The organism is Nocardiopsis sp. NPDC058631 (assembly GCF_042716955.1).
GTDB lineage: Bacteria > Actinomycetota > Actinomycetes > Streptosporangiales > Streptosporangiaceae > Nocardiopsis.
Genome location: NZ_JBHXQY010000032.1, coordinates 24,102 through 39,461 on the forward strand (window position 1 = coordinate 24,102; position 15,360 = coordinate 39,461).

Consider the following 15,360-nt stretch of genomic DNA (forward strand, 5'->3'; position numbering starts at 1 on the left):
CACTCATATACATGAGTGAATGGGCTCAGCTCATATATAGAGGTTGGGCCTTGGGTTCGTTGATGTGACCGGTGCCCTGCCATCGCGGCGGGTGTCGCCGCCCCAGTCCCCTCGGGAGCGTGCTTCGTGGAATTCGTCGCCGTATCCGCTCCGAAGCGGTGTAGGTCCTGCCGTGGTCGTGGGTGGAAATCAATCCGTTCTCGGCGGCTGGTCGTGGTTCGCTCCTCCACCGCACGTGAACCCACTGTCCGTATGGCTCCCTGCACGGCATGCCGGGGGAGCGGAACGGGCTCGTGATGAAAAGGGGCGCGGACTCCTGCGTCGGGTGGCTCCCGACTCGTCGGTGCTTCCGCCTCATAGACAGCAGACCCCCGCGACGCGGGCTAGGCGTCCGGGGGCATGGCCAACCTGATGGAAGCAGGCTGACGTGAGAGACCTTATCGCCCTGATTCGGGCGCTGGTGAATCTGATTCGACCGACCCGACAAGGCAGGCACCACCGCAACGACCCTCCGCTGTTTTGGGTGCCTGCTCCCGCGCGAGTGGAGCTGTGGCCCGCTCCGGAACCCATCGTGATGGACGGTGCCGATCCCCGTTCCTACTCGCTGGTGCGTGGCCCCTATGCGCATGTGGAGCGTCGTCGCTCGACTCAGCGGGCCGAGCGAGACCGGCGGGGGATCGACCTGCTGGTGCAGATCGCGCGTTCCTCCCCTGCCTTGGACGACATGGCCGAGTTGCGTGACCTGGTGCGCACGGCCATAGCCGTGGGGGCGGTGCGGCGATGAGGGGTGACGGACGCGGCACGGTGATCGACCGCGAAACCCTGATGGAGTGGGCTCGTGCCCAGGGTGTGCGGGTGCGTGTCGCCTTCGAGGACTGGGAGTCCATCACCTACGAGACCTTGTGCCGACAGCCGGACGGGACGTCTTTGATTCAGCGGCATCGGTGCGTGCTGCCCGAACCCATCACACGGCGACGGCTGTTGATGACCTACGTGGTCGGGCTGTGTCACGAGATCGACGGGGCCGAGTGCAACCATGTCCGGCGCATCGTGCCCCCGGTGCTCTCCTCGGCGGACGAGGCGGCTCGGCATGACGTGACCCTGGTCGCCGCCGCTCTGGTGGAGGCTGAACGCCGGGCGGTGTGTGGGGCGACGGTGGACAACCTGGGGGTCTACACCGTCGAACGCGCCGTGCACTGGCGGCCCTTCTAAAGACACCCGCGTGCCCTGCCGTCTCTCCGAGACCACGGGGACCAGGGCACGCGGACCTCGTCCTTCTTCACACGGTGATGTGCGCGCCCGAGCGGCGTGCTTCCCGCCGTGCTCCTTGATCACGGGTCGGGGCTCAAATGTGCCCCCACCTGCTGACAGGGCCAGACCACGCAAGTAAGCTACTCGACCATACGAGTGCTAGAGTCACCAGGTGGACAACATGTCGAGTCTGGAGTTCGCTCCGCCCAAGTACGTACAGATCGTGCGGGCGATCCAAGAGCGCATCGAAGACGGTACGTACCCAGTGGGGGAGATGCTTCCCTCCGAATCCCGGATGGTGCGCGAGTTCGGGGCCGGACGCTCCACGGTGGTGCGGGCCTTGCAGATCCTGAGCATGCAGGGGTGGATCGAACGCGAACACGGGCGCGGGTCGTTCGTGCGGGGCGTTCCGCAGCAGACCTCCGAGCGCTCCCATGCCGGCGCCAGTGCCTTCGACGCCTCCGAGGAGGCCAAGAGCAACCGCATTCTCAAGGCGGGCCGCACTCCCGTGCCCGCTGCCGTGGCCGAGGCGGTCGGTGTGCCCGAGGGTTCCCCGGCGATCAGGCGTCAACGCCTGGTCCTCGATGACGGCCAACCCAGTGAGCTGGTCACCCTGTGGTTCCCCCTCGACGTCGCCGACGGCACCGACCTGGGCGACGAACAGCCGATCAGCATCGGCGCACACGAACACGTGCAGATGGTCAAGCAGGTGCGCCCTTCCCGGGTCTCCGAACGGTTGTGTGCGCGGCTGGCCACGGATGAGGAGTCCGAGCGCTTGGGCCTGGACGAGGGGACTCCCGTGCTCGGCATCACCGCGCGGATACTGGACGCCTCAGAGAAAGTGATCGCGGTCGCCGAGGTGGTCCTTCCCGGTGACCTGCACGAACTGGAGGACTCCTACCCGGCGGGGTAGCCGCGGGCAAACACTGGCCACTTATCTACTTGTCCAATCAAGTGTGGCCGGTTATCCTGAACTCAACTTGACCGGACAAGTGGTTGAGTGATCATCAAGTGGAAGGCTGGTCGATGGCTATTCAGGGTGCGTTGCCGGTGAGCTTCGGGACGGTGTTCCCGCACGGTGCTTTCGCGCTGGGAGTGGAGGCGATCACGGACTTCGAGACCAAGCGTCCGCAGATGGACAAGGAGACCGGTCTGCCTTTGTGGGCGGTGGACGTGATCGACGCCGATCCCGAAGCGCGGGGCAAGGCCAAGTCGGTGAAGGTCAAGGTCGCTGCCGAGGTGTGCCCGACCCTGCCGGACGAGGTCCCGGGGTTGCCGTTCCGGCCGATCGAGTTCGAGGCGATGGCGGTCATGCCCTACGTCGACGACAACGGCCGCCGCCCCCGGGTCGCGTACTCGCTGCGGGCCCGTGGTCTGAAGGCACCGGGTGGTGCTGCTGGTGGTCGTCGTGCCCCGGCCAAGGAAGCGGCGTGACCGCCTCCTGACATGTAAGCGGGGCGGCCTGGTGCGCCAACACCTAGCCGCCCCTTCCACCCCTCCCGTTACCTGCGAAAGCTTCGTGAAGAGGTCTCTTCAGTATGTCCGATTACCCCACTGACCTGTCCACTCTGACCGGTCCGCAGTTGGTCCGGCTGTTCCTGGACGCGGTCGACTCCCGGCCCGCCACGGATGCCGAGCGCGCCGAGTTCTTCGACTTCAAGGCGCGTGTGTTCGGCACGCTCGCGGAACGGGACCACAACCCGGACGCGGCCAAGGCCGCTGCCCATGCCCGCGCCGACCGTGACCGGATCCTGGCGCGGATCGAAGACGCGATGGGCGGTGACCAGTGATGGCGAAGATCGGCGCTCCTCAGACCTCCCCGACTCTGCCGACCCCGGCTCAGGGTGTGCGGTGGACGACCCCGATCGTGGAAACCCCGGGCATCGTCGTCCTGGGCTCGTGGATCTGGAGGCTGACGCGGTTCCTGGTCACGCTGCCGTTCCGCTTCCCGGTCCTCGCCGCCACCGTGGCCGTGTCGTTCGCCGCCTGGTGGTGGCTGGACTGGCCCGGCCTGGCCGGACTGTGGGCGACGGCTGCGGTGGCCTCGCTGGTGTGGTGGCGGACCTCGCCCGACTCCTACCGAACCTGGGTCACACTGCGCTTGTTGGCCTGGTGGCGGCACGTGTTCGTGTATCGGCGGCACTGGCAACCGGTGCTGGTGATCTCCGGGCTGGCCGAGTCCTACCAGGAACGCCGCTACCTGCCCCGGATTCGCCGCGTCACCTGTGACACCTGGGCTGACCGTGTCCGGGTCTCCCTCGTCGCCGGGACGTCCCCGGCAGACTTCGAGACGCGGGTGGCCGAGCTGGCGCACGGGTTCGCCGCTCCCTCGTGCCGGGTGATCGTGAACGGGCCGAGGGACATCACCTTGGAGTTCCCCCGGCGCGACACCCTGGCCGAACCCCTCGATGCCCTTCCGGTCCCCGTCGTCCCGGAACTGGGAGCGCTCCACCTGGGCCAGAGGGAAGACGGCTCTCCCTGGTGGCTGCGGCTGCACGGCACGCATGTCCTGGTCGCCGGGGTGACCGGGTCCGGGAAGGGGTCGGTCATCTGGTCCGCCATCCGGGCCATGCTCCCCGCCGTCGCGGACAACACCGCGCAGGTGTGGGCAGTCGACCCCAAGCGCATGGAACTCGCCTACGGGCGGGACCTGTTCGCGCACTATGCCGATGACGGTGAATCCGCGGTGGCGGTGCTGGAACTGGCCGTGGCGCAGATGCAGGACCGGGCCCGGCGCTACGCGGGCAAGCAGCGCTCCCACACCTCTACTACGGAAGACCCGTTCGTCCTGGTGGTCCTGGACGAGGTGGCGTTTCTGACCGCCTATCACCCTGACCGGGATGTGCGGCGTCGCGCGGAGAACGCCATCGCCACCCTGACCTCACAGGGCCGCTCGGTCGGCTTCGCCGTCTTGGCCGCGCTCCAGGATCCGCGCAAGGAGGTCATGAACCTTCGGAACCTGTTCCCGGACAAGGTCGCCCTTCGGCTGGACGAGGCGTCACAGGTCGACATGATCCTCGGGGAGGGCGCCCGGGACCGGGGTGCGAACGCCCACCTGATCGACCCCACTTTGCCCGGGGTGGGATACGTCCGTGTGGAGGGCTCACCGGCCCCGGTACGGGTCCGGGCCGCCTACGTCTCCGATGACGACATCACCGCCATGGTCAGTGCTCACCCATCCTGCTCGACAGGGGGAGAGCGATGATGGGTTGTGGAGGCATCGGAGTGCATTCGCCACCATCGCACCCCAAGGATGGCGAACACCGTCGCGGCCCCCAGAACGACGCTGTACCAGGTGCCACCGTTGACGACCACGGTCGCGCCAACGATGACCGCTCCGAGTGCCACAAGGGCGTACCAGCCTGGAACGAGTCGTCTCAGTTCGGCTCGGGTGTACTGCTCGCGTGGGGCCATGGGGCTCCTTCGGGGGTGGGCTGATGCCGACGCTCACCGGTAAGTCGACACGGGCCGAACGGCTGGCGCAACCCCTGGCCCGTGAGGTCGCCGAACAGGTCGCCGCCGACCACGGGGTGTGCATTCGGCCGGTGTCCCTTCGACGCATGGACATCGCGACCGGTGCCACCGAGGTGATCGACGTCCCGTGCGGGTCCACGCTGGAGTCCCGGTGCCCTGCCTGTGCGAAGCGGAAGAGGTCGCTGAGGCGGACTCAGTGTGAAGAGGGCTGGCACCTGGCTGAGGAACCCGTGGTGAAGCCTGATCCGCCCTCCGAAGAACAGCGCGGGTGGGTGGAACAGAGGGCGACTGTCACGGCCGAACGGGATCGCCTCGCCTCTGCTGGGGCGGCATCGGCTGAGGATCTGGCGCGGCTGGATGTGGTGATCGCTGATCTGGACGAGGAGATCACGGCATCCGGGCTGCGGGGGTCGGTCACCCGCTCGGCCGATACCTCCTCGTCGGGGTCGCGTCGGGTGCGCTCGACCAAGCGCCGGCAGGACGTCCCGGACCTTCCCAAGCGGCCGATGACCAGGAAGACGGTCGGTCGGGCGTTCACCGATCCGGCCTCGGGGAAGGTGTTCCGGCCCTCGCTGTTCATCACGCTCACCCTGGACTCCTACGGGCGGGTGCGCTCGGACGGAACCCCGGTGGACTTTGCGACGTACGACTACCGTCGTGCGGCTCGGGACGCGCTGCACTTCTCCAAGCTGGTCGATCGGTTCGTGCAGAACCTGCGACGGGTGGCCGGGTTCGATGTGCAGTACTTCGCGGCCGTGGAACCGCAACGGCGTCTGGCCCCGCATCTGCACATGGCCACGAGGGGGACGATTCCTCGGGCGGAGCTGCGTCAGATCGCGGCGGCGACGTATCACCAGGTGTGGTGGCCGAGCGCTGATCGTGTGGTCTTCGAGGGTGACCGGCTTCCCGAGTGGGATGAGGCGACAGGTGTCTTTGTCGACCCGTCGACAGGCGAAGTCCTGCCCACCTGGGATGAGGCGTTGGATGCACTCGACGCCGATCCCGAAGCGGAACCCCATCACGTGGTCCGGTTCGGTCGACAAGTCGATGCCAAAGGAGTGGTCGCGGGCTCGGCTGACGCTGACCGGTGCGTCCGGTACCTGGCCAAGTACCTGACGAAGGACATCGCCGAGTGCCACGCCGCCGAAACCGTCCGACAGGAACAGCACGTGGACCGCCTCCTGGACGCGCTTCGCTTCGAACCCTGCTCGCCTCGCTGCGCGAACTGGCTCCGCTACGGAATCCAACCCGAAAACGCCAAAGCCGGGATGCGCCCCGGGTTCTGCCGGTCCAAGGCACACAGGCGCGAACACCTGGGCTACGCGGGCCGCCGGGTACTCGTCTCCCGGAAGTGGTCGGGCAAGACTCTCGCTGATCACAAGGCGGACCGGCTGGCCTGGGTCCTGGATGCCCTGGGCATCGACCCCACCGACGACGGCCAGGGCGACGAGGACAACCCCCGTCCTCCGCTGCTCTCCGTGGCTAGCGGCTCCTTCGCCTGGGAGCTGGCACGCCCCACAGACCCCGACGTCGCTCCCCGCGAACAACGCCTACTCCGTGCCGTGGGCGAAGCGCTCAAACGCCGTGCACAGCTCGACGCGGCTCGGCAGACGGATCTTTCGGCAACTCCAGAGACGAGGGTGGCATGAGTGCAGCGACGGCCCGTGTGGACGTCCCCGAACAGCGTCGGGCCGACGTCCTGTGGTCGGTCAAGGATGCCGCCGCCTATCTCCGCGTTCCCCCGAAAACCCTCTACGAATGGCGCTACAAGGGCGACGGCCCTCCCTCCTACCGGGTCGGCCGCTACGTCCGCTACGTGCCCGCTGAGGTCCATGCCTGGGTCCGATCCCAGTAACCCCAACCCCCGAGAGGAAGACTCCCCATGGCTCGTGCGTGGGTCTACGACCGCACCAAGGACAAGGCATACGTGGAGGCGGTGAAGAAGGCCAAGGCGACCAAGCGAACTCCTCCCGCGCGCTGGATGGTCCGTTATTACGATCCCTCCGGCAAGATCAAGAGCGGGGGCACGTTCAAGAAGAAGCCGGACGCGGAGAAGAAGCAGACCGAGATCGAGAACAGCCTTCATGAAGGCTCCTACCGCAACCCCCACGACGCCAAGGTCACCGTGGCCGAGATGGCTGAGAAGTGGCTGAGCACGCGCACGGACATCAAGCGTTCGACCTGGTGGAAGTACCGGGGTCTCCTGGACGCGCACGTGTTGCCTCGCTGGGGAGAGCTTCCGATCTCGGCGGTGTACTCGGAAGACGTCGCCGTGTGGGTGGCTGAACTCCAGAAGCCGCGGGACGAGGGCGGGGCCAATCTGGGTGCCTCGCAGACAAGGCACGCCTACGGCGTTCTCTCCATGGTCCTGGAATGGTGTGTGCCGCGTCGCCTCCCCGCCAATCCCGCACGCGGGGTGCCGCTTCCGAAGCCGAGTGAGGCCGAACACGTCTACCTCGATCACCTCCAGGTGGAGGCGCTGGCGGACGCGGCCGGATCGCTGCGCACCAAGTACGGGCAGATCGCCGCCGCCGCGAACATCAACCGGCCGCTCATCCTCCTCCTGGCCTATACGGGACTCCGCTTCAACGAAGCCGCCGCGCTGCGGGTCGCCAGGGTGGATCTGGAGACACGGCGCATCCGGATCGTGACGGCCTTCGCCGAGGTGGAAGGGAAGCTGGTGGAACAGTCGCCAAAGACGGGCAAGAGTCGGACCGTGCCCATCCCCAGGTCCCTCGTCGCCGAGCTGCTTCCGCTCGTGCAAGGGCGGCCGGACTCGGCGCTGGTGTTCACCACCAAGCGGGGGACCGAGGTGCGGCTACGCAACTGGCGCAACCGAGAGTTCGGCAAAGCGCTCACGGCCGCTGGGCTCGACGGGATGGGTCTGACTCCGCACAAGCTCCGGCACACCGCCGCGTCACTGGCCATCGCGGCCGGCGCGGACGTCAAAGTCGTACAGGCGATGCTCGGGCACGCCACTGCCACGATGACCCTGGACCGGTACGGGCACCTGTTCCCCGACCGACTGGACGAGGTGGCCGAGGCCATGGACGCCGCTCGGCTGCGGGTGCTCGCGGCCTGATCAACCGACCGGCCCCGACCCTCGCCATGTGCAATGAATGTGCACTGCGGCTCTGAGGGCTCCATGCCCACAAAAAGAAGAACGGGTGCCCACCTGCGTGGACACCCGTTCCTTTGTCGGGGTGGCGGGATTTGAACCCACGACCTCTTCGTCCCGAACGAAGCGCGCTGCCAAGCTGCGCTACACCCCGAAGCAACGTGCCCAAGTCTAGCGGACGTCCGGAGTGCTCGCGAACGGGTTGTGGTCGGGCGGAGTACGGGGCCGCCGGAGGCTCAGGGGCCGGCCACGATGTCCAGCAGCGAGGCCTCCGGACGGCAGCAGAACCGCACCGGGGCGTACGGCGAGGTGCCCAGGCCCCCGGACACGTGCAGCCACGCGTCCCCGTACTCGTGCAGGCCCCACGCCCGACGCCGGTCGATCCCGCAGTTGGTGACGAGCGTCCCGTAGAACGGCAGGCACAGCTGGCCGCCGTGGGTGTGCCCGGCAAGGAGCAGCTGGTAGCCGTCGGCCGCGAACCGGTCCAGGTTGGACGGCTCGGGCGAGTGGAGCACGCCCAGGCGCAGGTGCGCCGCCGGGTCGGCCGGCCCGGCGACCTTCTCGTAGCGGTCGAGCTTGATGTGCGAGTCGTGCACCCCGGCCAGCGCGACGTCGAGGTCCCCGGCCTTCAACGCGCCCTTGCGGTTGTTCAGGTCCAGCCAACCGGACGCGGACATGGCCGCGCCGAGCTCGCGCCAGGGCAGGTCCGGTACGCGGCGCTTGTTGTAGTCGGTCTTGCTGGTCCGCCAGAGGTAGCGGGCCGGGTTCTTCAGCTGGGGGGAGAAGAGGTCGTTGGACCCGTACACGAACGCCCCCGGGCGGTCGAGCAGCGGCCCCAGCGCGTCGATGAACGGCCCCACCGCGTCCGGGTGCGCCAGCGAGTCCCCCGTGTTGACGACCAGGTCCGGCTCGTAGGCGTCCAGTCCCCGGATCCAGTCGATGAGCATCTTCCGGCCCGGCGTCAGGTGCGCGTCGGACAGGTGCAGGACGCGCAGGCGCGGGCTCCCCGGGGCGAGCAGGGGCAGCTCGTAGCGGCGCAGTCGGAACCAGTTGCGCTCGATCACCGAGGCGTAGGTCAAGCCCGCGACCCCCACCGCACCCGTGATCGCGGCCGCGCGCCCCACGCGGCGCAGGAGTTGTCTGTTGTCGGCGCCCATCCGGCCCTCCTTCGTTGTCGAACCGATCGTCGCAGACCCGGGAGGGTCCCCCGCGCAAACCGTTGGTGGCCCTGCCGGATACCGCCGTAGGATCGGTCCATGTCCGAACTCAAAGACCGCCTCAAGAACGACCTGACCACCGCCATGAAGGCGCGTGACAAGGTGCGCACCGGCACCCTCCGCATGGTCCTGGCGGCCATCTCCACCGAGGAGGCCGCAGGTTCCTCCCAGCGCTCCCTCGGCGATGACGAGATCATCAAGCTGCTCACCCGCGAGGCGAAGAAGCGCCGGGAGGCGGCCGAGGCGTTCGACAAGGGCGACCGGCCCGAACAGGCCGAGGCCGAGCGTGTCGAGAGCGGGGTCATCTCCGAGTACCTGCCCCGCCAGCTGACGGACGACGAGCTGGCCGCGCTGGTCGCGGACGCCGTCGCCGAGACCGGTGCGGACAACCCCCGTGCGATGGGCCAGGTCATGAAGGTCCTCAACCCGAAGATCGCCGGCCGGGCCGAGGGCTCCCGCGTGGCGGCCGAGGTGAAGCGTCGACTCGCCGGCTGATCCGGTGCACCGCTTGACGGGCGCCGCACCGCGGCGCCCGGCGCGGGAGGACCGCCCCGCAACGCGAGAGGGGGCGGCGGTGTCTCCACCGCCGCCCCCTCAGGCCGTTCCGCCCGTCAGTCCCGGGTTCAGCCCTCGTCCCTGCCCGGAGGCAGGTGCGCGGGTCCGGCGGGGAACCAGTCGTCCCCCTGGTCCGCACCGCTGGCTGTACCGCCGCCGCTGCTCAGGAACACGTTGACCGTTGCCCCTTCCGGCAGCCGCGTGCCCGGGTCGGGGTTGACCGCGGCTACCGTGCCCTCGGACTCGCCGGACCGTACGCGGGTCTGGGACACGTTCACCGAGTAGCCCGCCGCCTCCAGGGCGGACACCGCGTCCCCCTCCGGCTGGCCGACCACGTTGGGCACACCGCCGTTGTCGCTGGCGGGGCTGGCGTCCTCGTCCTCGGAGTCCGCCGGCGCCCGGGGCCCGGAGGTCGACCCGAACCTGCCCGGAGCCGACGGCAGCTGCTCGACCTCGACACCCTCGTGGGCGCCCCGCATGGTCTCCTGCCAGATGGGGCCGGGGATCGTCGCCCCGAACACCGCGCCGAAGTGCCGGTCGCCGATGGTGACGTTGCGCAGCGGGTGCTGCTGCGGGCCGCGCGGGTCGCCGACGAAGACGGCGCTGGCCATCTGCGGGGTGAACCCGGCGAACCAGGCCGCCGCGAAACCGTCGGTGGTGCCGGTCTTGCCCGCCGTCGGGCGGCCGATGCCCAGCGAGCTGGCCGTGCCGCCGTTGAAGGTCTGCGACAGCAGGTAGGCCACCCCGTCCGCGACGTCCTCGTCGATCGCCCGCGAGCACTCCGGCTCGATGTCGATCGTCGTGCCCGACTGGCGGTCCTCGATCTGGGTGATGGCCTGCGGCTCGCAGTACATCCCGCCGGAGGCGAAGGTCGCGTACGCGTTGGACACACGCAGCGGGGAGACCTCATCACTGCCCAGCGTGAAGCTGCTGTTGGCGAGCGAGTTCTCGTTCTCCGTGAACTTGCTTCCGTCGGCGCGCTGGAGCCCGAGCGTCTCGGCCATCTCCATCACGTCGCAGATGCCCGTCTGCTTCTGGAGTTGCGCGAAGTAGGTGTTGGACGACGCCTTGGTCCCGGACACCATGTTGTGCGTGGTGTTGGATTTGGTCTCACCGGAGTTGCTCGGTGACCACGTGGCCAGGGTGCCGCCGTTGCAGCTGCGCTGGCCGGACACCGACACGCTGGTCGGTGAGTTGAACGAGGTGCTGAAGGGGAGCCCCTCGTCCAGCGCCGCTGCCAGGGTGATCGCCTTGAACGTCGACCCGGCCTGGAAGCCGCTGCTGCCGCCCCGGTCCGCGTCGGTGGCGAAGTTGATCGACGTCTCGCCGAGCTTGCTCTCGTCCGGACCGTAGTTGCGGCTCTGGACCATGCCGAGGATCTGCCCGGTACCCGGCTGGATGACCACCTCGGCGGCCACCTTGCGGGACTCGTTCTCGCGGGGGACCCACTTGTCGACGGCGGCCTGTCCGGCCTCCTGGGTCTGCGGGTCCAGTGTGGTGTGGATCTCCAGGCCCGCGGTGCGCAGCCAGCGCGCCCGCTCGGTCTCGTTGGGGCCGAAGCTCTCGTCCTGTTCGATCTCCTGGACGACGTAGTCGCAGAAGAACGGCTGGTCGCTGGGCACGCATCCGTTGGGCGGGGTGTCCAGGTCCAGATCCATGTCCTCGGTCTTGGCCTCCTCGGCCTCCGCCTCGGTGATGGCCTCGGTCACCACCATCCGGTCGAGGACCACGTTGCGGCGCTCGATGGTCTGTTCGGGGAAGAACCGGGGGTTGTACAGGTAGGGGTAGCGGACCAGGCCCGCGATGGTCGCGGCCTGGTGGAGTTCGAGGTCGCTGGCGGGCACCTGGAAGAAGTGCTGCGCCGCGGACTCGACGCCGTACGCGCCGTCGCTGAAGTAGGCGATGTTCAGATAGCCCTCGAGGATGTCGTCCTTGGACATCCTCTGCTCCAGGGCCACGGCGTAGCGCAGCTCCCGGATCTTGCGGGCGATGGACTCCTCACGCGCGTGGTCGAGCTCCTCCTGGGAGGTGGCCGCCTCGATCTGCACGTTCTTGACGTACTGCTGTGTGATGGAGGACGCGCCCTCGGTGTTGCCGCCCATGGTGCGCATCGCGGCGCGCAGGGTGCCGGACACGTCCAGGCCGCCGTGTTCGTAGAAGCTTGCGTCCTCGATGGCGAGGATCGCGTCGACCATGAGCGGTGAGATGTCGTCGATGTCGACGAGCTCCCGGTTCTGGTCGAAGATCTCCGCGATGACGCCGCCCTCGCTGTCATAGATCGTGGACCGCTGAGGGGGCGGCGGAGTTTCCAGGTTGCTGGGCATGTCCAGGAAGCCGCTGGCGACGTTGCGCGCGGTGATGCCCAGACCACCGACGGCAGGGAGGGCGAGCGCGGCCACGAGGAGGCCCGCGATGACGCCTACGACGACCAGTTGGCTGATTCTTTGTAGCAATGTCCCCTGACCCACCCCATCAGATTAAGTGACCACGGACGCGCACTGTGGTGCGATCTGGACCGTATTGTGCGCGAACGCGCTGAGACGCCCCCGCTTGTCGCGCGAGCGGTGTCCCCGTGCCATCTTTTCACGGCTATCGCAGACCACTCGTTGTGCGGTTCGACGCACTGGGGGATCCGACCATCCGACGCGGAGCGCTACCGCGTCCTTACGCAATGGCCCGAGCGGGCCATCTTCAGTGAGATGGAAAGTGGGTCGAGTGGGTTCTGTTGGCGCGGCGCCGAGGTCCGTAATTTCTAGACAGCAGGGGTCGGTGTGGAACCACCGCACCCCACGCGGCAGCGGGAGCGTACCGTGTTCTTCCCACCCAACCAGAGCACGTGAGTGTCTGGGACCCCGGGAACCCCGCTGACGTACGAATCGGGTGCGCACACAGGGGAGTAGGCCACATGTGGACCAACCAGTGGACGACGATGGCGCGTTGCCGAGAGGTCGACCCGGACGCTCTGTTCGTCCAGGGAGCGGCGCAGCACCGGGCCAAACTCATCTGTCAGGAGTGCCCGGTGCGCACCGAGTGCCTGGCCGACGCCCTCGACAACCGTGTGGAGTTCGGTGTCTGGGGCGGCATGACCGAACGCGAGCGGCGTTCGCTGCTGCGCAAGCACCCCGGCGTCCCCAGTTGGGGACCGCTGCTGGAGGAGGCCCGCAGGGACGGCGCGGGGGATCTCTCCCAGTACGCGGACATCCTCGGCACGGAAGTCGGCAACCCCTCGGTCTGACCGTCCGGGCCCAGATCGTGTCCTCTGCCTCCCCCGGGCTCACGTCCACCGGGTTTCCTCCCGCTGCCCCTCCGCGCTCGTCGGGCACCACCGGGGCCGGACACCCCACACCGTCGTGGGAGAGACGGCCCGGACGGCCGCTCGCCGCCCCGGGAACCTTCTGGGGAACGCTTCCTAGCGACCCCGGGCCGCGGCGGCGAGCGCCTCCCCGATCCCCCGCAGCCCCGTCAGGTCGTGCACGTCCTCCGGAAGGGCGGCCACCTCGCTCAGGCGCACCGCCGGGTGCGTGGACCGCAACGCGTCCCGCAGCCGGACCTCTCGCCTCCGCGTCCGGATCCGCTCGACGTGCAGCCGCAGCGCGGCGGACGCCAGCGGGTGGGTGGCGGACGCCTCCAGCGACGCGGCTGCGGCCACGGCGTCCTCCTCGCCCAGGGTCGAACCCGCACCCTCGGGCAGCGGGTGGGTGCGATTGACCACCACACCGGCCAGAGGCATGGCGTCGGCGGCCAGCCGTTCCACGAAGTAGGAGGCCTCGCGCATCGCGTCCGTCTCGGGGACGGCCACCACCACGAACGCCGTCCCCGGCGTCCGGAGCAGCCGGTAGGTGCGCTCCGCGCGTTTTTGGAACCCGCCGAACACCGTGTCGAAGGCGGACACGAACGACCGCAGGTCGTCCAGGAACTGCTTTCCCACGATCCTGCCGATCGTCGAGGTCACCAGGTTGAACCCGGCCCCCAGGAGGCGGAACGCGCCGGTGCTGGCCGGGGCGCTCAGAAACCGGATGAGCTTGCCGTCCAGGAACCGCCCCAGCCGCTTGGGCGCGTCGAGGAAGTCCAGCGCGGACCGGCTGGGCGGGGTGTCCACCACGATCAGGTCCCAGTCCCCCGACTGCCTCAGCTGTCCCAGTTTCTCCATGGCCATGTACTCCTGCGTGCCGGAGAAGCTGGTGGAGAGGGTCTGGTAGAAGGGGTTGGCGAGGATCTGCCGGGCACGCTCCGGGTCCGCGTGCTCCTCCACGACCTCGTCGAAGGTCCGCTTCATGTCGAGCATCATCGCGTGCATGCTGCCCCGGGCACCCTCGGCCAGGGGGACGGGGCGCGGGGTGTTGTCCAGCTCGTCCAGCCCCATGGACTGGGCCAGACGCCGCGCCGGGTCCACGGTGATCACGACGGAGTGGCGCCCGCGCTCGGCGGCGCGCAGCCCCAGTGCGGCGGCGGTGGTGGTCTTGCCGACCCCGCCCGCACCGCAGCACACGATGATCCGTGTCGAGGGGTCGTCCAGGAGCGCGTCGGCGTCGAGCACCCGAGCGCCCCGGCCCTCGCCCCCCGGGCGGTCGGCGCCCTCCGCGGCCGGGTTCACCGGCGCACCCCCTGTTGGACCAGCTGTCGCGTGAGTTCGTCCAGGGCGGCCGAATCCACCCCGCCCGTCAGGAGGGGCAGCTCCACGAGGGGGCGGCCCAGCTCCTCCAGGTCCGAGCGCACCCTGCGCTCCAACCGGACCCGCAGCGCGTGCCCGCGCACCTCGCCGGCGAGTGACTCCGCGAGCTCCCGTGGTTGTTCCACCTGTGCCTCCTTCAGCCCTGCGGCGAGTTCGTCGAGGTCCAGGCCGCCGTCGGCTGCGGCGTTCAGGGCCGCGTCGCCGAGGAACGGGGGGCGCACCATGTTCACCAGCACCATGCCCGTCCTGAGCTCCAGCGCGGAGATCTCCGCGATCCCGTCCCGCGTCTCCTGGGCGGGCATCTCCTCCAGGAGCGTCACGAAGTGCACCCGTGTCCGGTCGGAACGGATGACCTCCATGACCTTGTCGGCGTGGTTGCGGATCGGCCCCACCCGGGCGAGCCCGGCCACCTCGGAGTTCACGTTGAGGAACTGGGAGATCCGACCGGTCGGCGGTGCGTCCATCACCACGGCGTCGTAGTGGAAGGGCGCGGTCGGAGGGGCGTCGGAAGGCCTGCGGCGCCCCCCGTGGCGCCGCCGCACCGCTTCGGTCGCCTTGCCGGTGAGCAGGACGTCGCGCAGCCCGGGGGCGATGGTGGTGGCGAAGTCCACGGCGCCGAGCCGGGTCAGCGCCTGCCCGGCCCGCCGCATCCCGTAGAACATCTCCAGGTACTCCAGGAGCGCGGCCTCCGCGTCGGCCGCCAGGACGAACACCCGTCCGCCGCCGGGCGCGGAGAGCATCTCGCGCTCCTCGTAGGGGAGCGGCGGGCTGTCGAGGAGGGTCGCGACGCCCTGGCGCCCCTCGACCTCCACCAGGAGTACGCGCCCCCCGTCGGCGGCCAGAGCCCGGGCCAGCGCCGCGGCGATCGTGGTCTTGCCCGTTCCGCCCTTCCCGGTGACGATGTGCAGTCGCGCTCCCGCGCACGCATCCCCCGGATGCTGTGGTCCGTCCTCACGATCACTCACCCCAGGGAGTCTATGCGGGTGTCCGGCCGCGGGAGGGCGGCGTCCCTGTGGGCGCAGGGGAGCGCGGGTGAGTAGTGTGGCGGCGTTGACGTGCGGCGCCCCGCCTCG

General features: G+C 69.1%; 15 protein-coding genes and 1 tRNA gene. 11 read left to right on the forward strand and 5 right to left on the reverse strand.

Translation table 11 applies throughout. From position 1 onward, the window contains the following. Positions 1-427 precede the first annotated feature (427 nt). From ACFWTE_RS13210 to ACFWTE_RS13250, 9 genes are all read left to right on the forward strand, one after another. Positions 428-784 (forward strand): hypothetical protein, encoded by a 357-nt coding sequence (locus tag ACFWTE_RS13210; protein ID WP_378779587.1) that lies wholly within the window; start codon positions 428-430, stop codon positions 782-784. Next, positions 781-1,212, forward strand: coding sequence for a hypothetical protein (locus ACFWTE_RS13215; protein ID WP_378779588.1), 432 nt, complete (start codon positions 781-783; stop codon positions 1,210-1,212). The genes ACFWTE_RS13210 and ACFWTE_RS13215 overlap by 4 nt, the downstream gene beginning before the upstream one ends. A gap of 211 nt (positions 1,213-1,423) precedes the next feature. Then, positions 1,424-2,164, forward strand: a complete 741-nt coding sequence (locus ACFWTE_RS13220; RefSeq protein ID WP_378779589.1) for a GntR family transcriptional regulator — start codon at positions 1,424-1,426, stop codon at positions 2,162-2,164. Between the two features lie 113 nt (positions 2,165-2,277). Further along, positions 2,278-2,685 (forward strand): plasmid replication, integration and excision activator, encoded by a 408-nt coding sequence (locus ACFWTE_RS13225; RefSeq protein ID WP_378779590.1) that lies wholly within the window; start codon positions 2,278-2,280, stop codon positions 2,683-2,685. 104 nt (positions 2,686-2,789) lie between these two features. After that, positions 2,790-3,041, forward strand: coding sequence for a hypothetical protein (locus ACFWTE_RS13230; protein WP_378779591.1), 252 nt, complete (start codon positions 2,790-2,792; stop codon positions 3,039-3,041). Next, on the forward strand, positions 3,041-4,456 hold the full coding sequence (locus ACFWTE_RS13235; RefSeq protein WP_378779592.1) for an FtsK/SpoIIIE domain-containing protein: 1,416 nt from the start codon (positions 3,041-3,043) through the stop codon (positions 4,454-4,456). Before ACFWTE_RS13230 ends, ACFWTE_RS13235 begins: the two co-directional genes overlap by 1 nt. A gap of 232 nt (positions 4,457-4,688) precedes the next feature. After that, positions 4,689-6,374: a replication initiator gene (locus tag ACFWTE_RS13240; RefSeq protein WP_378779593.1), complete on the forward strand. Its 1,686-nt coding sequence runs from the start codon at positions 4,689-4,691 to the stop codon at positions 6,372-6,374. Further along, positions 6,371-6,580, forward strand: a complete 210-nt coding sequence (locus tag ACFWTE_RS13245; RefSeq protein WP_179824540.1) for an AlpA family transcriptional regulator — start codon at positions 6,371-6,373, stop codon at positions 6,578-6,580. Before ACFWTE_RS13240 ends, ACFWTE_RS13245 begins: the two co-directional genes overlap by 4 nt. 27 nt (positions 6,581-6,607) lie before the next feature. Beyond that, on the forward strand, positions 6,608-7,807 hold the full coding sequence (locus tag ACFWTE_RS13250) for a tyrosine-type recombinase/integrase (protein WP_378779594.1): 1,200 nt from the start codon (positions 6,608-6,610) through the stop codon (positions 7,805-7,807). A gap of 116 nt (positions 7,808-7,923) precedes the next feature. Here ACFWTE_RS13250 and ACFWTE_RS13255 read toward each other — a convergent pair. Then, positions 7,924-7,997 (reverse strand) — tRNA-Pro (locus ACFWTE_RS13255). Positions 7,998-8,079: 82 nt separating this feature from the next. After that, positions 8,080-9,000: a metallophosphoesterase gene (locus ACFWTE_RS13260; RefSeq protein WP_378779595.1), complete on the reverse strand. Its 921-nt coding sequence runs from the start codon at positions 8,998-9,000 to the stop codon at positions 8,080-8,082. 99 nt (positions 9,001-9,099) lie between these two features. On the opposite strand from ACFWTE_RS13260, the gene ACFWTE_RS13265 reads away from it, so the two are divergent. Next, the gene (locus tag ACFWTE_RS13265) at positions 9,100-9,555 is read left to right on the forward strand and encodes a GatB/YqeY domain-containing protein (protein ID WP_378779596.1); all 456 of its coding nucleotides are present in this window, start codon (positions 9,100-9,102) and stop codon (positions 9,553-9,555) included. Positions 9,556-9,683: 128 nt separating this feature from the next. Here the strand turns inward: ACFWTE_RS13265 and ACFWTE_RS13270 are convergent, their stop codons facing one another. Further along, positions 9,684-12,068, reverse strand: a complete 2,385-nt coding sequence (locus tag ACFWTE_RS13270; protein ID WP_378779623.1) for a penicillin-binding protein — start codon at positions 12,066-12,068, stop codon at positions 9,684-9,686. Positions 12,069-12,520: 452 nt separating this feature from the next. On the opposite strand from ACFWTE_RS13270, the gene ACFWTE_RS13275 reads away from it, so the two are divergent. Next, complete coding sequence (locus ACFWTE_RS13275) at positions 12,521-12,850, forward strand: WhiB family transcriptional regulator (protein WP_378779597.1); 330 nt, start codon at positions 12,521-12,523, stop codon at positions 12,848-12,850. Positions 12,851-13,024: 174 nt separating this feature from the next. Here ACFWTE_RS13275 and ACFWTE_RS13280 read toward each other — a convergent pair whose 3' ends face one another. Together ACFWTE_RS13280 and ACFWTE_RS13285 are read right to left on the reverse strand one after the other, a co-directional pair. After that, the gene (locus ACFWTE_RS13280; RefSeq protein ID WP_378779598.1) at positions 13,025-14,209 is read right to left on the reverse strand and encodes an ArsA family ATPase; all 1,185 of its coding nucleotides are present in this window, start codon (positions 14,207-14,209) and stop codon (positions 13,025-13,027) included. Continuing rightward, positions 14,206-15,252, reverse strand: a complete 1,047-nt coding sequence (locus tag ACFWTE_RS13285; protein ID WP_378779599.1) for an ArsA-related P-loop ATPase — start codon at positions 15,250-15,252, stop codon at positions 14,206-14,208. Before ACFWTE_RS13285 ends, ACFWTE_RS13280 begins: the two co-directional genes overlap by 4 nt. Positions 15,253-15,360: the final 108 nt, after the last annotated feature.